The organism is Hydrogenophaga sp. BPS33, from assembly GCF_009859475.1.
GTDB lineage: Bacteria > Pseudomonadota > Gammaproteobacteria > Burkholderiales > Burkholderiaceae_C > Hydrogenophaga.
Map to the genome: position 1 here is coordinate 4706341 of NZ_CP044549.1, position 25523 is coordinate 4731863.

The following is a 25523-nucleotide window of genomic DNA, read 5'->3' on the forward strand; positions in this document are numbered from 1 at the left end:
AGCATGGAACCCGGCATCCTCTCGCTGCGCGCGCTCGTGGTCGAGCGCGGTGGACGGCGCACCATCGACGGACTCGATCTGGACGTCCACGCCGGGTCGGTGTACGCCCTGCTCGGCGGCAATGGCGCGGGCAAGACCACTGCGCTCAACGTCCTGCTGGGCCTCGTCGCACCCGCATCGGGCGAAGCCCGGGTCGCGGGCGCCTGTCCCATCCAGAACGCCGTCCAGGCGCGCCAGCAGTTGGCCTATCTGCCCGAGAACGTGGCGCTCTACCCCTACCTGAGCGGTGTGGAGAACCTGCAATACTTCTGCACGCTGGGCGGCATCGCGCTCACCACAGCCCGGGCGTGCACCCTGTTGGCACAAGCGGGACTGCAAGACAAGGCCCACACGGCACGTGTATCCACCTACTCCAAGGGCATGCGCCAGAAAGTCGGCCTGGCCATCGCGCACGCCAAACAAGCCTGCGCGATGCTGCTGGACGAGCCAACCTCCGGTCTGGACCCGGGCGCCGCCAACGACTTCGCGCGGCGCATCCGCTCGGCCGCCGACGCGGGCCTGGCGGTTTTGATGGCGACGCACGATCTGTTCAACGCGCGCCAGGTGGCCGACCGCATCGGGATCCTGCGGGAAGGTCGCCTGGTTGCCGAGTTCGACGCTCACACGGTCGACCACGACGCCCTGGAACGGGCCTACCTTCTGCACACCCGCCAGGACAACGCGGTGCCATTGCCATGATGCGCGCGGTGGTTCGCAAGGAGTTGCGCGCTCTCTGGCGCGACGGCCGCTTCGCCGTGCTCGTCCTGTCGCTGGCGCTGCTCCTCGCAGGGATCGTCGTCGCGTCTGCACAGCAACACCGGACGATGGCCGAAGAAAAGAGGGATGTGGCAGCGATCGTGCGCGACCAATGGGATGCTCAAGGCGACAAGCACCCGCACCGCGGCGCACACTTCGGCCTCTACGCGTTTCGGCCTGACTCACCGCTGGCGGGCATCGATCCCGGTCTGAACGACTTCTGGGGCCAGGCGCTCTGGCTGGAGCCGCACCGGCGCAACCTGGCGCGGTTTCGACCGGCTGCCGATGAAGCGCCTTCGGTGCGCTTCGGGCAACCCACTCCAGCCTTCGCGCTGATCACGCTGCTGCCCCTGTTGATCATTGCGCTGGCCTTTCACAGCGTCAGCGACGAGCGCGAAAGCGGCACCCTGCGCATGTTGCACAGCGCCGGGCTGGCCAGCGGCCGCTTGCTGCTCGGCAAGCTGCTCACCTTGCTCGTGGTGGTCGCGGTGTTGCTGTTGCTGGTGCTCGGCGGCGGCCTCGCGCTGGCCGCTGGCGCAGGACCATGGCCGCCCGATGCCCTGGGGCGCGGCGCGCTGCTCGCCATGGGCTACCTGCTGTATGGCGCGGTGTTTGTGGCATTGGCGCTGGCGGCGTCGGCCTGGATGCCGACCAGTCGGCTCAGCCTCTTCGCACTGCTGGCACTGTGGATCGCTTTCGTCTTCGCAGTGCCGCGCCTGGGCGCTGCGGTGGCGCAGAGCGCCGTGCCGCTGCCCGCGGCCGAACACTTCTGGGCTGGCATCCAGCGCGACTACACGCAGGGCCTGCCTGGCGATCAGGATCTCGCGGCCCGGGGCAGGGCGTTCGATGCCGAGCTGCTGCAGCGCCACGGCGCCCAACGGGTCGAGGACCTGCCCTTCGGCGTGGCCGCGGCCCGGCGCCTGGCCCGCGACGCGTATGCGGATCGCGTGCATGCCCTGCACTTCGATGCGCTGTGGGAGCGCTACGCCCGGCAGGAACGCTGGCTGCGGGCCGTCGCGCTGTTCAGCCCCGCCGTGGCCATGCGCTCGATCTCGATGAAGATGGCGGGCACCGACCTCTCACACCAGCAGCACTTCGAGGCGCAAGCCGAGACGTACCGGCGCGAGGTCAACGCCTCGATCGACCGCTGGGACATCGACAACACCCAGGGCATCACGTCCTTCGAGGACCGTTACGCCGACAACCGCCTGTGGCGCTCCATCGCCCCGTTCCACTACACGCCACCCCGCCTCGGGTTCGCGCTGCGCGCTGTGTGGCCCGACCTCGCCGTGTTGCTCGGCTGGGTGCTGGTTGCCGGGGCACTGCTGCGCGCCAGCGTCCGAAAGCTCCGGCCGTGAACCTCTCGATCGCACGTGCCGAGTGGCGGCGCTTCGTCCGCCAACGCCTGAACCTGGGGGTGCTCGCCGTGTTCGCGCTGCTGCTGGGCGCCAGTGCCCTGTGGTCCGGCCTGGGCGCGCGTGAGTACCGCGCAGCAGCGGCGGGCCAGCAGGCAGACGCAGAACAGGCTCGCCTGAAAGCCCAATGGGCTGCCACGCACGCACCGAACGGAACCCAGGCCATGATGGCCGCGTTCCAGTTCGCGCGGGCCGACGCGCCACCGGCACACCTGCCCGCGCTCGGTGGCCTGGCCCTGGGCACCGGCACGTTCATGTTGCTCGTCCCCGACGTCCGCGTCACGGTCGAGAGCCGGCACACGGACGCACGCAAGGCCGAACGGCTGAGCAACCCGCTGCTGGAAGCATTCGGCCTCCCCGACTTCGCCACCGTGCTCGCACTGCTGTTGCCTCTGGCGTTGCTCGGCCTCACCTATGGCTGGGTACAGGAAGCGCGCGAACAAGGCCAGTGGCGGCTGGTGGTGGCGCAGTGCGCACGGCCCGGCCGGCTTTTTGCCGCGGCACTGGCGCTGCGCGGCACGGCCGTCTGGTGCGTGGCCGCGCTGGCATCCTCGCTCGCGTTGGCACTCGACCCCGGCGCCACCCCGGGCGCCTGGCTCGGCTGGCTTGCCGCCGTGGCAGCGTTCTGCGCGGTGTGGCTGGCGATGGCGGGGCTGTTCTGCCTGCTGCCCTTGTCCTCTGCCGGCGCGGCCTTGGGCCTGCTGGCGTGCTGGCTGGTGACCACCTTCGCCGTTCCCGCGGCGCTGGTGGCCAGGGCGGACCAGGATCTCCCCATGCCGTCCCGGCTCGCCGCGACCGCCGCCGTGCGAGAGGCCCAACAGGAAGCCGAAGTCCACATGGACGCGCTGGTCGCCCACTGGTACGCGGCGCACCCGGGCGTCGAGCCCGCCGCACGCCGCACCCACACCTGGCCGGTTTCGTTCCTGCCGCGCTACCTGGAGCAGGATCTGACCATCCGCCCTCTCATGGAAGATTTCGACCACGTGCGTGCGCGGCGGTACTTGTGGCTCGAACAGCGTGCCTGGCTCTCGCCCAGCCTGGCGCTGGCGATGGTCGCGGACCGCTTGGCGGGCATTGATGCGCCGCGGTACCGTCGCCATGTTCAACAGGTCAACGCTTTCGAAGACGCTTGGCGGGATTTCTTCGTGCCGCACCTCATGGGCTACCGGGGGCTCGCGCTGCAGGACTTCGACCGCCTGCCGCGTTTCGAGGCACTGGAAGAAGGCCTCGACAACGAAGCGATGGCGCCGGTCATGGCTCAGCTCGTGGCGCTGGCCCTGTTGGCGATGGCCCTGGCAGCCGGCGCAGTGGCCGCGCGCCGGTCGCTGCACCGACCTTGATGTGTGCCGCGCACGGGCCTCGCGGAGATGCCAACGATGCCGTCCCCGGCCGTCGTCGGGTTGTTCGGCCATGGCTACACTGCGGGCACCTCACCCCTACGGAGCCACACCTTGCCCACGTCCCACCTGCTGCTCGCCCTTTCGGTGGTGTTCGTCTGGGGCACCAACTTCGTGGTGATCCGCTGGGGTCTGAACGGCCTGCCGCCGTTTCTGTTCGCCGCGCTGCGCTTCGCGCTCTCGGCCCTGCCCTGGCTGCTGTTCATGCCCCGTCCCACCGCGCCCTGGCACAAGGTGGCGGCCTTCGGCGTGCTGCTCGGGGTGGGCCAGTTCGGCCTGTTGTTCCTGGCGATGCGCAGCGACATTTCGCCCGGCCTGGCGTCCCTGGTGGTGCAGTTGCAGGTGTTCTTCACCATCGGCCTGTCGCTCTGGCTCCTGCACGAGCGCGTGAGAGGCTTCCAGGTCGTCGGTCTGCTGCTGGCGCTGGCCGGCCTGGGCTTGATCGCAGCCAATCTGGACGCAACCGTCACCCTGGTCGGCATGGGCCTGGTGTTGAGCGCGGCGTTCTTCTGGTCGCTCGCGAACCTGGTGGTGAAGTCGCTCGGGCCGGTGAACATGCTGCACTTCATGGTCTGGAGCAGCCTGTTCGCCGTGCCCCCGCTGCTGGCACTGTCGTGGTGGCTCGAAGGCCCGCAACTCATGCGCTCCTCGCTCGAACACGCCAGTGGCCTGGTGTGGGCCAGCGTGCTGTGGCAGGCCGTGGGCAACACCCTGTTCGGCTACGGTGCCTGGAACTGGTTGCTCGCGCGGCACCCGGCCGCCACCGTCACGCCCTGGGCCTTGATGGTGCCGGTGTTCGGCATCGGCGCCTCGGCGTTTTCGCTGGGCGAGGCACTGCCCGGCTGGAAGCTGGGCGCGGCGGCACTCGTGCTGATGGGATTGGCGGTGATCGTCCTGTGGCCCCGCGTGCAAACGCACTCGCGAAAAAAATAGCTCTTTTTGAATCCAGTGCGGGGTCGCGCTGCGTATCTCCTTCAGCCGCAGTTCCGGCTGACAACCCAAGGAGATTTTCATGATCAAGCAGACCCTCGGCAAGACCGTACTCGCCCTCACCATCGGCACCGCATCGCTCGGCGCCTTCGCGCAAGTCATGGTGGGCGGTGCGCCCATGCTGGCGAGCAAGGACATCATCGACAACGCGGTCAATTCCAAGGACCACACCACGCTGGTCGCTGCCGTCAAAGCCGCCAGCCTGGTCGACACCCTCAAGGGCCCGGGCCCCTTCACCGTCTTCGCGCCCACCAATGCGGCGTTCGCGGCCTTGCCCGCCGGCACGGTGGACACCCTGCTCAAGCCCGAAAACAAAGGCTCGCTCACCAACATCCTCACCTACCACGTGGTGGCGGGCAAATGGGACGCTGCCGCGATCGCCAAGATGATCCAGGACGGCAAGGGCAGCGCCTCGATCAAGACCGTGGCGGGCGGTACGCTGGTGGCGAAATCGGCGGGCGGCAAGGTAACCCTCACCGATGAAAAAGGCGGCTCGGCCAACGTGACCATTGCCGACGTCTACCAATCGAACGGCGTGATCCACGTCATCGACAAGGTGCTGCTGCCCAAGTAAGCCACACACCTCGCAGGCAAAGGCGGGCTCTCAGGTTTCGGGAGCTCGCCTTTTCCAGGCGCTGTCTTACTTCGCCAGCCGCGCAAAGGTCTTGCGGAATTTCGCGACCTTGGGCGCGGCCACCGCCATGCAGTAGCCCTGGTGCGGGTTCTTTTCGAAGAAGTCCTGGTGGTAGGCCTCGGCCGGCCAGTAGTTGTCCAGCGGCTTCACCTCGGTGACGATGGGCTTGCCGAAGGCGTTGTCCTTCGCGAGCTCGTCGAGCATGTCTTGCGCCACCTGCTGCTGCTCGGGCGTGGTGAAGTAGATGCCGCTGCGGTACTGCGTGCCCACGTCGTTGCCCTGGCGGTTCAGCGTGGTCGGGTCGTGCACCACGAAGAAGATTTCCAGGATCTCGCGCGTGCCGATCTGCGCCGGGTCGTACTCGAGCTTCACCACTTCGTTGTGGCCGGTGGTGCCGGTGCACACCTGCTCGTAGCTCGGTTGTTTCACCTGTCCGTTGCTGTAGCCGGACTCGACGTCGGTCACGCCCCGCACTTCCTTGTAGACGGACTCGGTGCACCAGAAGCAGCCGCCGCCCAATACCAGCACTTGTCTGTCGCTCATCGTGTTCTCCAGTTGAGCGCCCTACTCTATCGGGACCGCAAAAGCCCGCACGGCGTCCAGGAATGCAAACTGGGCCGTGGTGTGGCGCTCGCCGATCCACAGGCAGTGCGTCTCGTAAGGCGGCGAGTCCACGTCCAGCGGCACGAACACCACCCCCGGCAAACCCGCCTGCCGCATCGCGGCCGGCACCAACGCCACCGCCAGGCCCTGGGACACCAGCGACACCACGCTGAGCCAATGGCGCAATTCGTAGCCTATCTCGGGCACGAAACCCGCGTCCGCACACAGGCCCAGGAAGCGCTCGTGGTAGTCCGGCGACACCGCGCGCGACACCATGGCAAAGGGCTCTGCGTGCAGGTGCGCGAGCGGCAAGCGCCGGCGTCTGGCCAGCGCATGTCCCGTGGGCAGGCAGGCCACGAAGGGTTGGCGCGAGAGCAGGATCTGCGAGAAACCCGCCGGCACGTGCGTGGTGTGCACGAAGCCCACGTCCAGCCGCTCGTGCCGCAGGTCGATGAGCTGCTCGCTCGAACTCATTTCCTGCAGCACCAGCCGCAGCCGAGGATGCGCGGCGCCGAACGACTTCAGGATGTCGGGCAGTCCCCGGTACAACGCCGTGCCCACGAAGCCGATGCGCAAGTTGCCGACAAGCCCCTGAGACACGTCGCGCGCCTCACGCGCCGCCTGTTGCGCCTGGTCCAGCAGCGCCCGCGCCGCCGGCACGAAGGCTTGGCCGGCCGCTGTGAGCTGCACCCCCCGGCTGTTGCGCGTGAACAGCTGCGCCCCCACCGAGGCTTCGAGCTGCTGGATGTTCAGCGACAGCGGCGGCTGGGTGATCGCCAGGCGCTGGGCGGCGCGGCCGAAGTGCAACTCTTCGGCGAGCACAAGGAAGTAGCGCAGGTGTCGGAATTCCATAAATTCAAGTTTTGTATGGCCGAATACACCATCGATATTAGACAAGTATTCATGTGAAACCGACAATCGCGCCATCGCGCCTCGTCCAACCCCGGAGACACACACCATGAGCACCAACGCCAAAGCCCGCTTCAGCTGGGAAGACCCTTTTCACCTCACCGCCCAGTTGAGCGACGACGAACGCCAGGTGCAGGACGCCGCCCGCGCCTACTGCCAGGAAAAGCTGCTGCCGCGCGTGCAGATGGCCTTTCGCAACGAGACCACCGACGCCAGCATCTTCCGCGAGATGGGTGAACTCGGCCTGCTCGGCGCGACCATCCCCGAGCAGTACGGCGGCGCCGGCCTGAACTATGTGTGCTATGGCCTGGTGGCGCGCGAAGTGGAGCGCGTGGACTCGGGCTACCGCTCCATGATGAGCGTGCAGAGTTCGCTGGTGATGGTGCCGATCAACGAGTTCGGCACCGAGGCGCAGAAGCAGAAATACCTGCCCAAGCTCGCCACGGGCGAGTGGATCGGCTGCTTCGGGCTCACCGAGCCCAACCACGGCTCCGACCCCGGCAGCATGATCACGCGCGCCAAGAAAGTCGATGGCGGCTACAGCTTGAGCGGCGCGAAGATGTGGATCACCAACAGCCCCATCGCCGACGTGTTCGTGGTCTGGGCCAAGGACGACGGCGGGCAGATTCGCGGCTTCATCCTGGAGAAGGGTTGGAAGGGCCTGAGTGCACCCGCCGTGCACGGCAAGGTCGGCCTGCGCGCCAGCATCACCGGCGAGATCGTGATGGACGAGGTGTTCGTGCCGGAAGAAAACGCGTTCCCCGACGTGCGCGGCTTGAAAGGCCCGTTCACCTGCCTCAACAGCGCGCGCTATGGCATTGCCTGGGGCGCGCTCGGTGCGGCAGAAGACTGCTACTTCCGCGCCCGCCAGTACGTGCTGGACCGCCAACAGTTCGGCCGCCCGCTCGCGGCGAACCAACTGATCCAGAAGAAGCTGGCCGACATGCTGACCGAGATCAGCCTGGGCCTGCAGGGTTGCCTGCGCCTGGGCCGCATGAAGGACGAAGGCACGGCCTCGGTGGAGATCACCTCCATCCTCAAGCGCAACAGCTGCGGCAAGGCCTTGGACATCGCCCGCGTGGCGCGCGACATGATGGGCGGCAACGGCATCAGCGACGAATTCGGCGTGGCGCGCCACCTGGTGAACCTGGAGGTGGTGAACACCTATGAGGGCACGCACGACGTGCATGCGCTGATTCTGGGGCGGGCGATCACGGGGATTGCGGCGTTCAACTGAGTTGTGAACGGGCTGCCATTGCAGCCTACGCCTGCGCCGCTCTCGACTTGCCACATCGGTGCTGCATTCAAACCGCCCCGTCGTGCGCGCACGAGATGCCTTCACAACACTCGGCCACCAAGGCACGCAACCACTTGTGCGCCGGTGAATCGTCGTCGCGCTGGCTCCACAGCGCGTGGTAGTGGGCCACCACGCCGTCGAAGGGCAGTTCGAACTGCCGCAGCGGCCAGCGTGTGCACAGCTCGTCGGCGAGGGTACGTGGCAAGGTGCACAGCATCTCGCTGCCCGTCAGAAGATTGGCGATGCCCGCCAGGAACGGCACCTTGACGGCGACACGCCGCCTTTGTCCGTGCGCCGCGAGCACACGGTCGACGATGCTACGCTGCTCGGTTCCCGCGGACACGAGCACGTGGCGCATCTGCAGAAACGCCGGCATCGTCAGACCGCCTTCGATCAGCGGATGGTCGTGCATGGCCACGCACACATAGTCCTCCGAAAACAGATGCTGGAGGGAGAAACGCGTGGGGTGATCGCCATTGGCCACCACCGCCAGATCCAGCTGGCCCGTGTCGAGCCGATCGCGCGCCTCTTCCGGCCCCGCGTGACTGGTTTCGATGTCGATGCCTGGCGCTTCGCGCTCCAGCCGATGCACTAGGCGCGGCAGCAGCACCGATGAGGCGTAATCCGTCAGGCTGATGCGCAGCTGCATCGTGGCGGTCTCGGGGTCGAATCCGTTCGCCGCGTTCAAGGCCTGCTGAACCGCCGCCACGGCGGGCGAGATGAGGCCGGAAAGCTGCACGGCTCTGGGCGTGGGCGTCAGCCCATGGGGTGCCCGCACGAAGAGCTCGTCGTCGAACAACACACGAAGACGCCCCAGCGCATGGCTGGTTGCCGATTGGGTCAGGCACAGAAAACTGCCTGCACGGGTGAGGTTGCGCTCCCGGTAGATGACGTCGAACACCCGAAGGAGGTTCATGTCGACGGTGGTGATATTAATTTCACGCATCTCGCTGTCTCGAAAAATGAGGTGGCTTCGTGGTCTGCAGCTATCGATACTAGGTTCTCTTGAATGTTCCACCCAACCGATAGGAGCCCCGAATGTCCCCGAGACCCGCCGACCCCACCACGGAGATTTCCCCATGAAGGCCTGGACGATTCGCGGCGATGCGGCTTCGCCTGAGCTGGTCCTGGGCGAGAGTCCGCGGCCCGAAGCGGGCCCGAAAGAGCTGCTCGTGCGGGTGCGCGCCATCGGCGTCAACCGTGCCGATCTGGCGCGCCGCACCGGTCACTACGAACAGCTGCAGCGGTTGTCGGATGCGCCGATTCCCGGCCTCGAACTGGCCGGCGAAGTGGCCGCCGTGGGTGCGAACGTCACAGGCTGGCGTGTGGGCGATCGCGTGATGGGCCTGCCTCCAGCCGCGTATGCGGCCTTCGCGCGCCTGCCGGCGGACATGGCGATCCGTGTGCCCTCCTCGCTGAGCTGGGAGCAAGCCGCCGCGCTGCCCATGGCCTACCTCACCGCGCACAACGCGCTCGTCACCGAAGGGCGCTTCGCGCGTGGGGATCACCTGCTGGTGCACGGCGTCTCCAGTGGCGTGGGCTTGGCGACGGTCCAGATCGCACGGCTGCTGGGCGCGGGCGTGATCGCCGGGACGGCGTCGCCGCAGAAGCATGCGGCGCTGGCGCCCTACGGCGTCGATGTGCCACTCGCCCATGGCGACGCGCAGGCCGCGGAACGCATCGGCATCGCGACCGGCCAACACGGCGTGGACGTGATCGTCGACATGGCCGGCGCATCGGCAGCCCAGCTTTCACAACAGGCCGCTGGTCTGCGTGCCCGGTGGGTGCAGGTGGGTCGGCTGGGCGGCGCCAAGGCCGACATCGACCTGGACTTGCTGGCGCGAAAGCGCCTGTCGCTGATCGGGGTGACGTTCCGCACGCGCAGCGTGGAAGAGATCGCGGCGCTGGTGCAAGCGGCCGCGCACGACCTGACCGAGGCCTGGGGCTCCGGACAACTGTCCATGCCGATCGCCAAGGTCTTCCCGTTCGAGCAGGCCGATGCGGCACAGGCGTTCATGCGACAGAACGCCCACGTCGGAAAGATCGTGATCGAGGGTTGCCCGGACTGAGTCCACGCCCCGGTTCGCGTCACCCAGGGCCGCGCCTCGCTCGGCCCCGTTCACAACAGTTCAAAAGGAGACTTCACATGCCGTCATCGCACAGAAGAATTGCGCTTGCCACCGGCCTCGCCGCACTGGTGTTGGCCACCACAGCCACGTGGGCGCAAACCGCATCGTCCTGGCCCAACCGCCCGGTGCGCATCGTCAACCCGGCCAGCCCCGGCGGCACCGCCGATGCCTTGACGCGCATCGTGGCCGACAAGCTGAGCGCGGACCTGGGCCAGCCCTTCATTCTGGATTTCCGCGCGGGGGCCAACGGCATCATCGGCAACGACCACGTAGCCAAAGCATTGCCCGACGGCTACACGCTGCTGCTGTGCAATTCCGCGATGGTGGCCAACGCCTCGCTGTACACGAAGCTGCCTTACGACACGGCCAAGGACTTCGCGCCCGTGTCGCACTTCTTCGAAACGCCGTACTTCCTTTTCGTCAGCACCAAGCTCGAAGCGCGCAGCTTGCGCGAACTCGTGGCCCTGGCGCGCAACGCGCCGGGCAAGCTCACCTATTCCTCGTCCGGCATCGGTAGTACCCCGCACCTGACCGGCGTGCAGTTCGCCCAGAAGGCAGGCACGTCGCTGATGCATGTGCCGTACAAAGGATCGGCACCGGCAGTGACCGCGACCGCGTCGGGCGAGACCGACCTGCTGTTCATGAGCCTGCCTGCCACCCGCAAGCTCGTCGAAGACGGCCGGCTGCGCCTGCTGGGCACCACCTCCGCCGAGCGTTCCTCGTTCGCGCCCGAAGCCCCGACGATCGCCGAAGCTGGCCTGCCCCCGCTGGTGGCCAGCGCCTGGTTCGGCTTCTGCGCACCAGCGGCCACACCCGTGGACGTGCAGGAGCGGTTTGCCGCCGCGCTGGTGCGCGCGATGGCGCAGCCCGACGTGCGGCAGCGTTTCCACGACGCGGGCGCCGTTCCCACGGCGAACAACCCTGCGGCGTTCCGCGCCTTCTTCCAGAAAAGCATCACCGACACCGCATCGGTGGTGAAAGCCTCGGGCGCGCGGCTCGAATGACGCCACGCCCTTCACCCTTTCTCGAACCACACCACCCAAGGAAAATCACAATGCAAGTCATGGACGTCATCGCCGAGATGCTCAAACGGGAGGGCATCGACACGATGTTTTGTTACCCCACCACACCGGTCATCGAGGCCGCCGCGCGCGCCGGCATCCGCCCGGTCTTGTGCCGGCAGGAACGTGTTGGCGTGGACATGGCCAACGGCTACACCCGCACACGCAACGGCAAGCCCTTCAGCGTGTTCGCCATGCAGTACGGGCCGGGCGCGGAGAACGCGTTCTCCGGTGTCGCCACGGCGTACTCGGACTCCGCGCCGATTCTTCTCCTGCCCCTGGGCCATCGGCGCGAAGTCGCACAGGTGCCGCCCACGTTCCGCTCCTCGCGCACCTTCTCGACCGTGACGCGATCGGCCGAGGAGTTGCTGGAGCCCCACGAGATCGGCAACGTCATGCGCCGCGCCTTCAACCACCTGAAGAACGGCCGGCTCGGCCCGGTGATGGTGGAGTTGCCGATGGACCTGGTCGAACACGAGCTGGGCGACTTTCCGATCGTCTATCAACCGGTTCGCGCGACCCGATCGGCGGCCGATGAACGCGACGTCGACGATGCGGCGCGGCTGCTGCTCGACGCGCGCTGTCCCGTCATCCAGGCCGGCCAGGGCATCCTCTACGCACAAGCCTGGGACGAACTGCGGGAGCTGGCCGAGCTGACCTCGATTCCCGTCATCACCACGGTCGAAGGCAAAGGCGCCTTCCCGGAGAACCATCCGCTGTCGCTGGGCACGACCGGCGCGGTACTGACCGGCCACGGCCACCACTTCATGGGCGAGTGCGACCTGCTGTTCGGCGCCGGCAGCAGCCTGACGCGGCACTTCCTGACCAACCGGGTGTTGCCGGTGTCGGGCCGCAAGGTGATCCAGGCCAGCAACGACCCGCGCGATTTCTACAAGGGGTACGAAATGGACGTCGCATTGCTGGGTGACGCCAAACTCGTGCTGCGGCAACTGGTCGAGGCGGTTCGGGACCGCTTGAACGGCAAGCCGCGGGTGAACGACACGCCGCATCAGATCGCAAAAATCAAGCAGAGCTGGCTCGCGGAGTGGGCGGCCAAGCTCACGAGCAACCAGACCCCGATGACGCCCTACCGCGTCGTCGCGGAGTTCAGCAAAGTCGTGGACCACGACAAGACCATCGTGACGCACGACTCCGGCAGCCCGCGCGATCAGATCCTGCCGTTCTACGAATGCACCGTGCCCAACGGCTATCTCGGCTGGGGCAAGTCCCACGCGCTGGGCACAGGGCTGGGCTTGACGATCGGCGCCAAGCTGGCCGCACCCGACCGCTTCTGCGTCAACTTCATGGGCGATGCGGCGTTCGGCATGACCGGCCTGGACTTCGAGACTTCGGTGCGGGTCGATGCGCCGATCTGTACCGTCGTTCTCAACAACTCGACCATGGCGATCGAGACGCGCGCCATGAAGCTCTCGCATTCGATCTACCGCACGCGCGACATCGGCGGCAGCTACGCGGCACTGGCGCGCGACCTGGGCGGCTGGAGCGAAAAGGTCGAAGACCCCAGCCAGATCGCAGCGGCGTTCGAGCGCGCGCGCGAGCAGAACGAGAACGGACGTGCCGCCTTGCTGGAGTTCGTGACCAACGAAGAGACCGACTTCTCCTTCCGCCGCACCCACTTCAGCCACTGAGCACGCAGGCGCGCCATGCATCTCATCGACTGCTTCGAACGCGGCCATCGGCTGGCGCCGCACGCCCCCTGCTTCGTCGAGCCGGACGGCCGCACGCTGACCTACCGGGAAACGGCCGACCTGTCCCACCGCGTCTGCAACGGCCTGCACGCCGCGGACGTGCAGCGCGGCGACAAGGTGGGCCTGCTCGGCGTCAACCACCTGCTGACCTTCCCGGCGGTGCTAGGCGTGATCCGATCCGGCGGCGTGTGGCTGCCGGTGAATGCCCGCAACACGATCGAAGAAACCATCAACATCTTCGCGCGCAGCGGCTGCCGGTTCCTCTTCGTGCACAGCGCGTTCGCGGAACACTTCGCCTTGCTGCGGGCCTCGCTGCCTTTGCTGGACATGGTGTGCATCGACGGACCTTGCGCCGGCGTGCAAGGCCTGGAGGCATGGGCAGCGCCCTACGACAACGCATCGCCGCCGCCCACGGCGCAGCCCGACGACGTGATCGCCATTCGCGGCACGGGAGGGACGACGGGCCTTCCCAAAGGCGTGCAAGCCACGCACCGCATGTACCGCGCCATGCTGGCCAACTGGTTCGCTTCCATGCCCGTGGTGGAAGCCCCGGTGCATCTGGTGGTGGCGCCCATGACGCACGCGGCCGGCACCATCGTCCTGCCGACCTTGATGTACGGCGGCTCGAACATCATTGCCCGCTCCACGGACGCGGCGGAAATCCTGGGGCTGATCGAGCGCTACCGCGTCACCCAGCTGTTCCTCACCCCGACGCTCGTCTACCGCCTGCTCGATCACCCCGGCATCGAAGACAGGGATCTCAAGTCGCTGCGGTACCTGGTCTACTCCGCCGCGCCCATGTCGGTCCACAAGCTGCGCCAGGCATTGCGCATTTTTGGCCCGGTGATGGTGCAGCTGTACGGGCAAACCGAAGCCCCCCTCACGATCACCTGCCTCACCGCGTCGGAGCACGTGACGCACGGGGACGCGCGGCGCGAGGAACGCCTGGCCAGTTGCGGTAGGCCTTGCCCCTTTGTCGACGTCGAGATCCTGGGGCCCGATGGGCGCTTCCTGGGCACGGGAGAGCGCGGTGAGATCGTGGTCAAGGGCGAACTCGTGATGGGGGGTTACCACGACAATCCGCAAGCCTCGGCCGCCGCGCTGAAAGACGGCTGGCTGCACACCGGCGATGTCGGCTACCGGGACGAGGAGGGTTACCTGTACGTCGTCGACCGCTTGAAGGACCTCGTCATCTCCGGCGGTTTCAACATCTCGCCCAGCGAGATCGAACAGGTGTTGCTCGGCCACCCCGCCATTGCGGATTGCGCCGTGATCGGCGTTCCCGACGAGACCTGGGGCGAGGCCGTCAAGGCCGTGGTGGAACTCAAGGCCCATGCGGCCTGGGACGAGCAGGCGGCGCTTGCCACCTTTCGCGCTCAGTTGGGCGGCATGAAGACACCCAAATCCATCGAAGTGTGGGAACAGTTGCCCCGCAGCGCCGTGGGCAAGGTGCTCAAGAGCGAGATCCGCAAACGCTATTGGGACGCCACAGGGCGCCAGGTATGAGGACGCCTTCATGACCCACGCCGGCCAGGCCTTCGTCGTCGGCGCATTCGAGCATCCACAGCGCCACGCGCCCGACCAATCGGTGGCGCAATTGCACGCGGAGTGCGCCCAGGGTGCCCTGCGCGACGCCGGTCTGCAGCTGTCCGACGTCGACGCCTACTTCTGTGCTGGCGATGCGCCCGGCGCGTCACCTGCGTTCATGGCGGACTACCTGAACCTGCGCTTGAAGCACGTCGACGGCACGGAAGTCGGTGGCTGTTCGTACCTGTCGCACATCGGCCATGCCGCCCAGGCGATTGCGCAAGGGAGCTGCAACGTCGCGTTGATCACGCTGGCCGGCAAACCCCGCAGTTCGGGCCAGCGGACCGGCACCGAGCGGCGGCACATGCCGGTCGACCGCCCGAACGCCGCCTGGGAAGCGGCGTACGGATGGACCGTCGGAACGCTCTACGGCAATCTCGCGATGCGCCACATGCACCTGTACGGCACCACCCCCGAACAACTGGCCTGGATCAAGGTGGCCGCCTCCGTGCACGCCCAGCACAACCTCCATGCCTTGCTGCCGAACGTCGTCACGGTGGACGAGGTGCTGGCCTCGCCTCTGGTCGCAGACCCCCTGCACCGGCTGGACTGCTGCGTCATCACCGATGGTGGCGGGGCGCTGGTGATCACCCGGCGGGAGATCGCAAAATCCCTCGACCGGCCCTTGGTGCGGGTGCGGGGCTGCGGCGAAACGGTGAAGACCAGCGGCGGCGGTTACGGCGACATGCTGCAGACCGGCGCGGCGCAGTCCGGTGCCGAGGCTTTCCAGCAGGCGGGCGTGCGACCGCAGGACATCCAATACGCCTCGATCTACGACAACTTCACCATCATGGTGTTGCTGCAGTTGGAAGACCTCGGCTTCTGCGAAAAAGGTCGGGGTGGTCGCTTCGTCGAAGACGGCGGCCTGATCGCCGGGCAGGGCCGCCTGGCCTGGAACACCGATGGTGGTGGACTGTGCAACAACCACCCGGCCAACCGCGGTGGCATTACCAAGGCGATCGAAGCGGTGAGGCAGTTGCGCGGTGAGGCGGCCGCGCCGCTGCAGGTGCCCGGCTGCAGCCTGGCGCTCGCGGCCGGGCCGGGCGGCGTCCACGGGCTGGGCCATTCTCATGCGACAGTGATCATGGAGCGCATATGAGCGCGGCGTCGATCGTTGATGAGTTTGCGGATCCGTATGTGGCGGCATTTCCCGAGACCGCGCCCTTTTGGGAAGCTTCCCGTCGCGGTGCACTGGTGTTGCCCTGGTGCGAGGACTGCGGGCGCAGCCACTGGCACCCACGACCGTTCTGTCCCTTGTGCGGGGCATCCCGGCTGGTGTGGCGTCTCTCCACGGGGCGCGGCCAGCTGTATTCCTTCAGTGTCGACAGGAAGGCAGCGGTACCGGTGGTCGTGGCCTATGTCGCTCTGGACGATGGCCCCCTGCTGATGACGAACATCGTCGGTACCGACCCCGGCGAATTGCAGATCGGGCAGGCGGTGCAAGTCGCGTTCCGCGCAGCGCCTGAGAGTCGGATGGTGCCGGTGTTTGAGGTTTTCCCACAATCATCACCCGATTGACGTCCGGCTCAAGACCTCTTATCGACGCTCTAAAGCCGAGCTTCCAGCATCAACTCCGCCGCCGTCAAGTCCAGCATGGCGGCGATCTTGAACAGCGACATCGCGCCCGGGTTCTGCTTTCCCCGCTCGATCGAGCTCATGTACGCGCGATCGATATCGCAGCGATTGGCAAGCTCTTCCTGAGAAAGATTTCGCTCCGTGCGAAGCCGGCGAATCGCGTCTCCCAAGGCAACCAGGGATGGATCGTCAGCGTACCGGGGTGAGGATGAAGGCATCCCGGGATGTTTTTTCATTGATGACGATTTGACTACGGACGATCGTCCACATACACTTTGAATCACCCACTCTTCACCATCAACAATCCATCACATGACCCATCACGGCCGCACGCGAAACCAAGAAACGTTGACCACTTCGCCTCGAAAAGATCTGGCTCTAGAGGCGACACAGTTGCTGATGGTGTTCAGGACCCTATCGATACACCATCAAAGCCTCACGATGGAGCTTTTGAGGGCCTTGCAACAAGCGAAAGCAGCTCAATCCAAAGCCTGCCGCGCCAGCCCCGCCACCACCAACTCCTTGTCCGCCTGATCCCGCTCGCCATCCTCCAGAAACCAGGCGGCCGACAGCGCCGCGTGCGCCATCACCCACTGCAACAAACGACGGCGATCCAGCCCGGCGGTAACGACCACGATGTCAACCTGACGCGCAAAGCGCACCGGGTCGGTACAGGTTTCCAAATCGGGGTTGCACAACACGTTGACGTGGTCGTAGCACCGCTCGCCGGTCACGCGCTTGGGATCGATCGCCAGCCAGCCGCGTTCGCCGAAATCCAGGATGTTGCTGTGGTGCGCATCGCCATGCAGCACCACGTGCTCGCGCTGCGAGGCGAGCAGCTCGTCGGCCACTACCGCGCACTCGGTCATCAGGCCGCCTTCGCGGCGCGCCATGGGTGCCAGCGATTCGAAGAAGCGCGTCAGCGGCAGCAATTGCTCGGGCGGTGGCGTGGACCGCTTCAGGTGCAACCGTTCAAGGGTGCGGCACACGATGCGTGTGGCCGCGTCGTCTTCACCCTTCATGGCCATGTTCAGGAGGCGTCTTTGACCGGTGGCACGCTCCATCAACATCACGCCCGCGTTCCCGTCGAGGGCATAGATGCGCGCCGCACCGTCACCTTCCCACCAACGCATCACTTCACCGCCGATACGCTCATCGACGTGCTGTGCGATCTTGATCATGGCAGGGCGGCCATCGTGGCGGACCGGCATCAGGTGGCCGGAATGCGTGGCGAAGGGTTCGCCGTCGGGCTGAGCGTTCCAGCGTTGAAGATAGGGTTCGAACAGGCTTGCGTGGCGAAGGCTTCCAGCAAGTCGCTCTGATAGGTCTCTCACCACGGGCGCAGATCCGCACCTGGAATGTCATCGAACCACACGCTCAACGAAGCTTCGTCCGCCCCAAGCGTTTCGCATTCGCCACGGCCTTGCGATGAATGGGCGCAAGCCCCGCAGCGGTGATGCGAGACGCAGCCTTCTTCGCCTGCGCAGAACGCTGGCGGGACGTGGCCGGCAGCCACATCGATAACGCGAGCTGCTGCTGCAAACGCACGCCCTCGGCGAACATGTTCATCCATGACTGCGCAAAGGCGACCTGTTTCTCGACCACCATCCCGGTGAATTCCTTGCGGTCGCGCGCGTTCGGCGCCCCCCCGGCCAACGCCATGCGGGTGACCCGGTGTGCAATCACTTGCGAAGCGGCCACGGACATTTCAGCGAGCTTGGCCGTGGCGGACGTGGAACGGGGGCGTTTGGCTTTGGGCATGCGCCCACTGTAGCGCGCACAGGGCAATGGCAAACGCCACCCGCCGCCTCGGTTACAGTAATAACCCGCCGGTCATTAGCCAGACGCCATGCCTTCCGCCCCACCCACCCCTTCCTCCGACCACGACGCCGCGCCGCGCCAGCGCCGCGCCCGTCGCAAGGAGGCGCGCCCGGGTGAACTGCTGGACGCTGCCCTGCAGCTGTTCGTGGAAAAAGGCTTCGCCGCCACACGGGTCGAGGAAGTGGCCGCCCGCGCCGGCGTGTCCAAGGGCACCTTGTTCCTTTACTTCCCCAGCAAGGAAGAACTGTTCAAGGCCGTGGTGCGCGAGAACCTCGCCGGGCGCTTTCCCGAATGGAGCGAGGAGCTGGACCAGTTCGAAGGCCACAGCGCAGAGCTGGTGCGCTATTGCCTGCACACCTGGTGGGAGCGCGTGGGCATGACGCCCGCCTCCGGCATCACCAAGCTGGTGATGAGCGAGGCCGGCATGTTCCCCGAGATCGCAGCCTTCTACCAGCAAGAGGTGATCGAGCCCGGCCACGCGCTGCTGCGCCGCGTGCTCCAGCGTGGCATGGACCGGGGCGAAATGCGCGTGCTGGACCTCGACTACGCGGTGTACAGCCTGATCGCACCCATGATCTTCCTGTTGATGTGGAAACACTCGATGGCGCCCTGCTGCGCCGCCTCCGCACAGATCGAACCGCTCACCTTCATCGACAACCAGGTCGACCTGCTGCTGCACGGCATGCTCGTCCCTGGCCCCACGCCCTGACCCGCCCATGAACGCTGCCCGCTCCCGCTCGACCTGGATCCAATGGTTGCTGTTGGCCGCGCTGGTGATCGCGATCGCGCTGGGCGTCGTGCGTGCGCTGGACAAGCGCAAGACCACCGCCGACAACGCCCGCGCCGCCGCCGAAGCGCTCAAGACGGCGCCCGTGTACACGCTCTCCGAGCAGGACGTGGTGACGGTGCAGGCGCTGGAGCTCACGCAGACCGTGGCGATTTCCGGCTCGGTGCAGGCGCTGCAGACCGCGGCCATCAAGGCCCGCACGGCGGGCGAGATCCAGGGTCTGAACAAGCGCGAGGGCGACAGCGTGAAGGCCGGCGAGGTGGTCGCGCGCATCGACAGCACCGAGGCCCAGGCACGCGTGCGCCAGGCCGAGCGGCAGGCCGCATCGGCCCAGTCGCAGACCGCGATTGCCCGGCGCACGTTCGAGAACAACCAGGCCCTGGTGAAACAAGGCTTCATCTCGGCCACGGCGCTGGAAACGGCCACCGCCAACCTGGCCGGCGCCGAGGCCACGCACCAGGCCGCGCTCGCCGCGCTGGACATCGCGAAAAAGGCCCTGGCCGACACCACCCTGCGCTCGCCGCTCACCGGCCAGATTTCGGCGCGGCTGGTGCAGAACGGCGAACGCGTGGGCGTGGACACGCGCGTGTTCGACGTGGTCGATCTCTCCGCCTTCGAGATGGAAGCGGCGATCACCCCGGCCGATGCCGTGGCGGTGAAGGTCGGCCAGGCTGCGCAACTGCGGGTTGAAGGCTTGGGCCAGCCCGTGCAGGCCACGGTCTCGCGCATCAACCCGAGCGTGCAGGCCGGCAGCCGCAGCGTGCTGGTGTACCTGCGCATGCCGCCCGCCGATGGCATGCGCCAAGGCCTGTTCGCGCAGGGCCAGATCGCTACCGGCACGGTCACCGCGCCGGCGGTGCCGCAGTCGGCGGTGCGCAACGACAAGCCGCAGCCCTATGTGCAAGTGCTGCGCGAGGGCAAGATCGCGCACCTGACGGTGGAAGGCGGCGCCACCGGCCTGCGCGGCACCGAGCCGATGCGGGAGGTCAAGGGCCTGAGCGCGGGCACGCAGGTGCTCAGCGCGCAGGCCGGCGCACTGCGCGAAGGCACGGCCGTGCGCGCTGCGGCCTCCCCGAACTGATTGGCACCAGCGTATGTGGTTCACCCAGGTCTCGCTGCGCAACCCGGTCTTCGCCACCATGGTGATGGCCGCCTTCGTGGTGCTCGGTCTGTTCTCGTTCAACCGCCTGCAGGTCGACCAGTTTCCGAACATCGACTTTCCCGTGGTCGTGGTGCAGGTGGCCTACCCGGGCGCATCGCCCGAGATCGTCGAGTCCGAGGTGACGAAGAAGGTGGAAGAAGCGGTCAACGCGATCGCCGGTGTGAACACCCTCACCTCGCGCAGCTACGAGGGGCAGTCGCTCGTCATCATCGAGTTCCAACTCACGGTGGACGGTCGCAAGGCCGCCGAGGACGTGCGCGAGAAGATCGCCATCCTGCGCCCGGTGTTCCGCGACGAGGTGGAAGAACCGCGCGTGCTGCGCTTCGACCCGGCGAGCCGCTCGATCTGGTCGGTGGCGGTCATCCCGCAAGAAGTGGATGGCAAGACGCCGAGCGCCGTCGAGCTCACGACGTGGGCCGAGCAGGTGCTCAAGAAGCGGTTGGAGAACGTGCGCGGCGTGGGCTCGGTGAACCTGGTGGGCGCCACCCGGCGCGCGATCAACATCGAGCTCGACCCGTCCGCCATGGAAGCGCTGGGCGTGACGACCGAGCAGATCAACACCGCCGTGCGCAACGAGAACCAGGACCTGCCGGTGGGCACGCTGAAAACCGGCGCGGCCGAGCGTGTGGTGCAAATGCTCTCGCGGCTGCAGAACCCGCAGGATTTCGAGCAGATCATCGTCGCGCGCCGGGGCGGCCAGGCGGTGCGGCTGGGCCAGGTGGCGCGTGTGAGCGATGCCACGCAGGAAGTGGAGAGCCTGGCGCTCTACAACGGCCAGCGCACGCTGCTGCTGCAGGTGCAGAAGGCGCAGGACGAGAACACCATCGCCGTGACCGACGGTCTCAAGGCGGCCGTGGCGGGGCTGGGCGCCGAGCTGCCGCCAGGCATGCGGCTGGAACAGATCGCCGATGGCTCGCGGCCGATCCGCGTGTCGGTGGAAAACGTGCGGCAGACCCTGATCGAAGGCGCGCTGCTCACGGTGCTGATCGTGTTCCTGTTCCTGAACTCGTGGCGCTCCACGGTGATCACTGGCCTTACGCTGCCCATCGCTTTGATCGGCACGTTTTTCTTCATGAACCTGTTTGGGTTCACCATCAACATGATCACGTTGATGGCGCTCACGCTCTCGGTGGGTCTGCTGATCGACGACGCAATCGTGGTGCGCGAGAACATCGTGCGCCACGTGCAGATGGGCAAGAAGCCTTTTGATGCGGCCATGGACGGCACGCAGGAGATCGGCCTGGCCGTGCTCGCCACCACCTTGTCCATCGTGGCGGTGTTCCTGCCCATCGGTTTCATGGGCGGCATCATCGGCAAGTTCTTCCACGAGTTCGGCATCACCATGGTGGCGGCCGTGCTCATCTCCATGTTCGTGAGCTTCACACTGGACCCGATGCTCTCCTCGGTGTGGCACGACCCCGAAATTGAAAAGCACGGCAAGAACAACGCTCCGCGCAGCGTCTACGACAAGACCATCGGCCGCGTCACCGCCTGGTTCGACCGCGTGCAGGACGACCTGAGCCACACCTACCAGGGCACGCTGCGCTGGTCGCTCAAGCACAAGCTGGCCACCCTGGGCGTGGCGCTGGCGACCTTCGTGGGCAGCCTGTTCATGATGCCGCTGCTGGGCACCGAGTTCGTGCCCACGGCCGATTTCTCGGAAACCTCGCTGAGCTTTCACACCCCCGTGGGCTCCTCGCTCGAAGCCACCGAGGCCAAGACGCGCGAGGTCGAAGCCATCCTGCGCGAATTTCCCGAGGTGCAGTACACCCTGTCCACGCTCAACACCGGCAACGCGCAGGGCGCCATGTACGCCAGCATCTACGTGCGCCTGACGGACCGGCACGCGCGCACGCTCAGTGCCCTGGACATGTCGGCCCGCCTGCGCGAGCGGCTGCGCAGCGTGCCCGGCATCACGGTCACGCACGTCGGCCTGCTCGACGCGGTGGGCGGCAACAAGCAGGTGGAGTTCTCGCTACAGGGCGACGACCTGGCCGAGCTGGAGCGCCTGACGCAACTGGTGACGGAGCGCATCCGCCCCATCGTGGGCCTGGTCGACCTGGATGCCAGCGTCAAGCCCAACAAACCGACGGTGGACGTGCGCCTCAAGCGCGAACTGGCGTCCGACGCGGGCGTGAGCGTGGCCGCCGTGGGCGCGAGCCTGCGCACGCTGGTGGCCGGCACCACGGTGGGCAACTGGCGCGCGGCCGACGGTCAGAGCTACGACGTGAACGTGCGCCTCGCCCCCAGCGGTCGCGAGCGCGCGAGCGACCTCGAACAACTGCCGCTGGTGATCGGCACCGAAGCCGATGGCAGCGCCCGCGTGGTGCGCCTGGGCCAGGTGGCCGACGTGGTGCCCGCCACCGGCCCGAACCAGATCAACCGGCGCAACCTGAACCGCGAGGTGTCGATCAACGCCAACGTGTATGGCCGCTCGCCGGGCGAGGTGTCCAACGAGATCCGCCAGGTGCTCGACGGCATCGCCTTCCCGCCCGGCTACCGCTACGAGTTCGGCGGCTCCACCAAGAACATGCAGGAGTCGTTCGGTTATGCGCTCTCGGCGCTGGCGCTGGCGATCATCTTCATCTACATGATCCTGGCCAGCCAGTTCCAGAGCTTCCTGCAACCCCTGGCGCTCATGAGCTCGCTGCCGCTCACGCTCATTGGCGTGGTGCTGGCGCTGCTGATGTTCGGCTCGAGCATGAGCATGTTCTCGGTGATCGGCATCGTGCTGCTGATGGGCCTGGTGACGAAGAACGCGATCCTGTTGGTGGACTTCGCGATCCGCGCGCGCGAAGGCCGCGCCGGCCAACCGCCGATGGACCGCGAAAGCGCGCTGCTGCTGGCCGCCAAGGTGCGGCTGCGCCCCATTCTCATGACCACCTTGGCCATGGTGTTCGGCATGGTGCCGCTGGCCTTCGCGCTCACCGAAGGTTCGGAGCAGCGCGCGCCGATGGGCCAGGCCGTCATCGGTGGCGTCATCACCTCGTCCCTGCTCACGCTGGTGGTGGTGCCGGTGGTCTATTGTTACCTGGACGACCTGACCCTCTGGCTGCGCCGCCGCTTGGGCCTGCCACCCACCCACCACGCGGACCCGACTCCTTAAAATCGTCCAGTTCCGCCTTCCAGAAACACCGTTCTTCAGCGAGTTGATGCCATGACCACCTCCCCCACCGACCTCGGCCTGAACCAGGCCCGCTTCAACATGATCGAGCAGCAGATCCGCCCCTGGGAAGTGCTGGACGCGCGCGTGCTGGAACTGCTGAACCACGTGCACCGCGAGCACTTCGTGCCCGCCGCGCACAAGGCACTGGCGTTTGCCGACCTGGAACTGCCGCTGACCTCGCCAGCGGTCGAGGGCCAGGTCATGCTGGCGCCGCGCGTGGAAGCGCGCCTGCTGCAGGACCTGCAGCTCAAAGCCACCGACAAGGTGCTGGAGATCGGCGCCGGCAGCGGTTTCATGGCCGCCCTGCTGGCCAGCCTGGCGCAGCGCGTGGTGTCGATCGAGATCGACGAGGCCCTGGCCCGCACGGCGCGCGAGAACCTGCAGAAAGCCGGCATCGCCAACGCCGAGGTGCGCTGCGCCGACGCCACCGCCAACGGCTTTGCCGCCTGCGGCGCCGAGGGCCCGTTCGACGCCATCGTGCTCAGCGGCTCGGTGGCCGAAATCCCCGCCGCGCTGCTCAACCTGCTGGCCCCGGGCGGCCGCCTGGCCGCCATCGTCGGCTTCGAACCCATGATGCGCGCCACCTTCGTCACCCGCACGGGCGACGCCGCGTTCCAGACCGCACAGCCTTGGGACACGGTCGCGCCGCGCCTGCGCAACTTCCCAGCACCCTCGCCTTTCAAATTCTGATCACGAGGCTGCCATGAACGCCATTTCCCCAGGTCAACTCAGCGACTGGCTGCAACACCACACCGACGCGAACGCGCCCGAGGCCCTGCCCGTGGTACTGGACGTGCGCGAGCCCTGGGAGCTGCAGACCGCATCGGTCAAGCCCGAGGGCTTCGAACTGGTCGCCATGCCCATGCGCAGCGTGCCCGCGCGCGTTGCCGAGCTGGACCGTGATCGACCCATCGCCTGCCTGTGCCACCACGGCGCGCGCAGCGCGCAAGTCGTGCAGTTCCTCGAAGGCCAGGGCTTCACCCACGTCGTGAACATCCACGGCGGCATCCACGCGTGGTCGGCGGAGCGCGACCCTGGCGTCCCTGTTTATTGACCCGTCCCGGCCTACGCCCTTTGAAGACCCCCGTATGAACGCTGCCCCGACCGTACGCCTCCCCTGCACCTCGAACCGCTCGATGGCACCGCGCCATCGCGCCCTGGCCGTGGTGCTGGCCATGTCGGGTCCGTTCTTCGTCGGCGGCGCGCAGGCACAAAGCCTGGTCGAGCTCTACGAAGCCGCGCGCGGCTTCGACGCCACCTACCTCGCTGCCCGCTCGCAGTACGACGCCAGCCTGGCCCAGGCCGCGCAGGCGCGCGCCGGCCTGCTGCCCCAGGCCGGCCTGGGCGTGGCGGCCAACTGGGCGCGGCGCGAGGTGCCGCAATACAGCGCACTCGATGGCAACAGCAACAACCAGAGCGCCACACTCTCGGCCAGCCAGCCGCTGTACCGCCCGATCAACAAGCTCACCAACGACCAGGCCGTGCTCAGCACCGACATCGCCCAGGCGCGCCTGGTGCAGGCCGAGCAGGACCTGATCGTGCGCAGCTCGCAGGCGTATTTCGACGTGCTCGCCGCGCAGGACACGCTGGCTTTCGTGCAGGCGCAGAAGTCCGCCGTGGCCGAGCAGCTGGCGGCCGCCAAGCGCAATTTCGAGGTCGGCAACGCCACGGTGACCGATTCGCGCGAAGCCCAGGCGCAATACGACCTGGTGCAGGCGCGCGAGATCGCCGCCGCCAACCAGCTGCGCGTGAAGCAGCTCGCGCTGGACCAGCTGGTGGGCCGCAGCGGCGTGTCGCCGCGCCCCTTGGCCGCGCCGGTCGCGCTGCCCGAACTCACGCCGGCCGACCCGCAGGCCTGGGTCAACCGCACGGCCGAAACGCACCCGGCCATCCTGCAGGCCACGCGCAACCTGGACATCGCCGAACTCGAAACCCGCAAGGCCGAAGCCGGGCACAAGCCCACACTGGACCTCGTGGGCCAGTACCAGGTCGCCAAGGGACCGTCCACCGTCCTGCCCGTCACCGCGGGCAATGTGCGCACCAACACCGCCAGTGTGGGCCTGCAATTCAACCTGCCACTGTTCGCCGGCTTTGCGGTGCAGAACCGCGTGAAGGAAACGCTGGCGCTGGAAGACAAGGCCCGCACCGACCTGGAAGCGGCGCGGCGCAACGTCGACCTGGCCACGCGCAGCGCCTACCTGGGCGTGGTCTCGGGCCAAGGCCAGGTGAAGGCGCTGGAAGCCGCCGAGGCCTCCAGCCAGAGCGCGCTGGACGCCAACCGCCTGGGCTACCAGGTGGGCGTGCGCATCAACATCGACGTGCTCAACGCGCAAAGCCAGCTGTTCCAGACCAAGCGCGACCTGGCCCAGGCGCGCTACGACGTGCTGGTGAACCAGTTGCGCCTGCGCCAGGCCAGTGGCTCGCTGCTGCCCGAGGACCTGCGGCCGATCGACGCGCTGCTCGCCAAATAGACCATCCAGGCGCTC

At 67.1% G+C, this 25523-nt stretch carries 24 protein-coding genes; 18 read left to right on the forward strand and 6 right to left on the reverse strand.

The genetic code is table 11. From position 1 onward, the window contains the following. Window positions 1-3 precede the first annotated feature (3 nt). The 5 genes from F9K07_RS21640 to F9K07_RS21660 all read left to right on the forward strand — a co-directional run bounded on the left by F9K07_RS21640 (window position 4) and on the right by F9K07_RS21660 (window position 5171). A complete protein-coding gene (locus F9K07_RS21640) occupies window positions 4-738 on the forward strand; it encodes an ABC transporter ATP-binding protein (RefSeq protein WP_159595383.1) in 735 nt (244 codons plus the stop codon). Then, entirely contained in the window at window positions 735-2153 is a 1419-nt protein-coding gene (locus F9K07_RS21645) for a DUF3526 domain-containing protein (protein ID WP_159595384.1), read from the forward strand. The genes F9K07_RS21640 and F9K07_RS21645 overlap by 4 nt, the downstream gene beginning before the upstream one ends. Then, the gene (locus tag F9K07_RS21650; protein ID WP_159595385.1) at window positions 2150-3550 is read left to right on the forward strand and encodes a DUF3526 domain-containing protein; all 1401 of its coding nucleotides are present in this window, start codon (window positions 2150-2152) and stop codon (window positions 3548-3550) included. The genes F9K07_RS21645 and F9K07_RS21650 overlap by 4 nt, the downstream gene beginning before the upstream one ends. A 111-nt stretch (window positions 3551-3661) precedes the next feature. Beyond that, entirely contained in the window at window positions 3662-4540 is an 879-nt protein-coding gene (locus F9K07_RS21655; RefSeq protein WP_201451462.1) for an EamA family transporter, read from the forward strand. A gap of 79 nt (window positions 4541-4619) precedes the next feature. Continuing rightward, window positions 4620-5171 carry a fasciclin domain-containing protein gene (locus tag F9K07_RS21660; RefSeq protein WP_159595387.1) on the forward strand — a complete coding sequence of 184 codons (552 nt, stop codon included), beginning with the start codon at window positions 4620-4622 and terminating at the stop codon, window positions 5169-5171. Window positions 5172-5237: 66 nt separating this feature from the next. Here F9K07_RS21660 and msrA read toward each other — a convergent pair whose 3' ends face one another. After that, complete coding sequence (msrA, locus tag F9K07_RS21665) at window positions 5238-5774, reverse strand: peptide-methionine (S)-S-oxide reductase MsrA (protein WP_159595388.1); 537 nt, start codon at window positions 5772-5774, stop codon at window positions 5238-5240. A 21-nt stretch (window positions 5775-5795) separates the two neighbouring features. Next, on the reverse strand, window positions 5796-6686 hold the full coding sequence (locus F9K07_RS21670) for a LysR family transcriptional regulator (RefSeq protein ID WP_159595389.1): 891 nt from the start codon (window positions 6684-6686) through the stop codon (window positions 5796-5798). Between the two features lie 106 nt (window positions 6687-6792). Between F9K07_RS21670 and F9K07_RS21675 the strand changes: the two genes are divergently transcribed. After that, on the forward strand, window positions 6793-7980 hold the full coding sequence (locus F9K07_RS21675) for an acyl-CoA dehydrogenase (RefSeq protein WP_159595390.1): 1188 nt from the start codon (window positions 6793-6795) through the stop codon (window positions 7978-7980). 67 nt (window positions 7981-8047) lie between these two features. On the opposite strand, the gene F9K07_RS21680 is transcribed toward F9K07_RS21675, so the two are convergent. Further along, the gene (locus F9K07_RS21680) at window positions 8048-8986 is read right to left on the reverse strand and encodes a LysR family transcriptional regulator (RefSeq protein WP_159595391.1); all 939 of its coding nucleotides are present in this window, start codon (window positions 8984-8986) and stop codon (window positions 8048-8050) included. A 133-nt stretch (window positions 8987-9119) separates the two neighbouring features. Between F9K07_RS21680 and F9K07_RS21685 the strand changes: the two genes are divergently transcribed. From F9K07_RS21685 to F9K07_RS21710, 6 genes are all read left to right on the forward strand, one after another. Beyond that, the gene (locus tag F9K07_RS21685) at window positions 9120-10109 is read left to right on the forward strand and encodes a zinc-binding dehydrogenase (RefSeq protein ID WP_159595392.1); all 990 of its coding nucleotides are present in this window, start codon (window positions 9120-9122) and stop codon (window positions 10107-10109) included. A gap of 77 nt (window positions 10110-10186) precedes the next feature. After that, window positions 10187-11173 (forward strand): Bug family tripartite tricarboxylate transporter substrate binding protein, encoded by a 987-nt coding sequence (locus tag F9K07_RS21690; protein ID WP_159595393.1) that lies wholly within the window; start codon window positions 10187-10189, stop codon window positions 11171-11173. After that, window positions 11170-12879, forward strand: coding sequence for a thiamine pyrophosphate-requiring protein (locus F9K07_RS21695; RefSeq protein WP_159595394.1), 1710 nt, complete (start codon window positions 11170-11172; stop codon window positions 12877-12879). Before F9K07_RS21690 ends, F9K07_RS21695 begins: the two co-directional genes overlap by 4 nt. A 15-nt stretch (window positions 12880-12894) precedes the next feature. After that, a complete protein-coding gene (locus tag F9K07_RS21700) occupies window positions 12895-14445 on the forward strand; it encodes an AMP-binding protein (RefSeq protein ID WP_159595395.1) in 1551 nt (516 codons plus the stop codon). 10 nt (window positions 14446-14455) lie between these two features. After that, on the forward strand, window positions 14456-15625 hold the full coding sequence (locus F9K07_RS21705; RefSeq protein ID WP_159595396.1) for a thiolase domain-containing protein: 1170 nt from the start codon (window positions 14456-14458) through the stop codon (window positions 15623-15625). After that, window positions 15622-16044, forward strand: coding sequence for a Zn-ribbon domain-containing OB-fold protein (locus tag F9K07_RS21710; RefSeq protein ID WP_159595397.1), 423 nt, complete (start codon window positions 15622-15624; stop codon window positions 16042-16044). The genes F9K07_RS21705 and F9K07_RS21710 overlap by 4 nt, the downstream gene beginning before the upstream one ends. A 29-nt stretch (window positions 16045-16073) precedes the next feature. Here F9K07_RS21710 and F9K07_RS21715 read toward each other — a convergent pair whose 3' ends face one another. From F9K07_RS21715 to F9K07_RS21725, 3 genes are all read right to left on the reverse strand, one after another. Next, complete coding sequence (locus F9K07_RS21715; RefSeq protein ID WP_328793993.1) at window positions 16074-16337, reverse strand: helix-turn-helix domain-containing protein; 264 nt, start codon at window positions 16335-16337, stop codon at window positions 16074-16076. Window positions 16338-16580: 243 nt separating this feature from the next. Then, window positions 16581-17312, reverse strand: coding sequence for an aminoglycoside phosphotransferase family protein (locus F9K07_RS21720; protein ID WP_328793994.1), 732 nt, complete (start codon window positions 17310-17312; stop codon window positions 16581-16583). Window positions 17313-17478: 166 nt separating this feature from the next. Then, window positions 17479-17808 carry a polyhydroxyalkanoate granule-associated phasin gene (locus tag F9K07_RS21725; RefSeq protein WP_442907448.1) on the reverse strand — a complete coding sequence of 110 codons (330 nt, stop codon included), beginning with the start codon at window positions 17806-17808 and terminating at the stop codon, window positions 17479-17481. Window positions 17809-17950: 142 nt separating this feature from the next. Here F9K07_RS21725 and F9K07_RS21730 point away from each other — a divergent pair, with 142 nt between their 5' ends. The 6 genes from F9K07_RS21730 to F9K07_RS21755 all read left to right on the forward strand — a co-directional run bounded on the left by F9K07_RS21730 (window position 17951) and on the right by F9K07_RS21755 (window position 25508). Beyond that, window positions 17951-18631, forward strand: a complete 681-nt coding sequence (locus F9K07_RS21730) for a TetR/AcrR family transcriptional regulator (RefSeq protein WP_159595399.1) — start codon at window positions 17951-17953, stop codon at window positions 18629-18631. Window positions 18632-18638: 7 nt separating this feature from the next. Further along, window positions 18639-19790, forward strand: a complete 1152-nt coding sequence (locus F9K07_RS21735; RefSeq protein ID WP_159595400.1) for an efflux RND transporter periplasmic adaptor subunit — start codon at window positions 18639-18641, stop codon at window positions 19788-19790. Window positions 19791-19803: 13 nt separating this feature from the next. Next, on the forward strand, window positions 19804-22977 hold the full coding sequence (locus tag F9K07_RS21740; protein ID WP_159595401.1) for an efflux RND transporter permease subunit: 3174 nt from the start codon (window positions 19804-19806) through the stop codon (window positions 22975-22977). 51 nt (window positions 22978-23028) lie between these two features. Continuing rightward, window positions 23029-23727: a protein-L-isoaspartate O-methyltransferase family protein gene (locus F9K07_RS21745; protein WP_159595402.1), complete on the forward strand. Its 699-nt coding sequence runs from the start codon at window positions 23029-23031 to the stop codon at window positions 23725-23727. Between the two features lie 13 nt (window positions 23728-23740). After that, on the forward strand, window positions 23741-24091 hold the full coding sequence (locus tag F9K07_RS21750) for a rhodanese-like domain-containing protein (protein ID WP_159595403.1): 351 nt from the start codon (window positions 23741-23743) through the stop codon (window positions 24089-24091). 82 nt (window positions 24092-24173) lie between these two features. After that, a complete protein-coding gene (locus F9K07_RS21755; protein ID WP_159595404.1) occupies window positions 24174-25508 on the forward strand; it encodes a TolC family outer membrane protein in 1335 nt (444 codons plus the stop codon). Window positions 25509-25523: the final 15 nt, after the last annotated feature.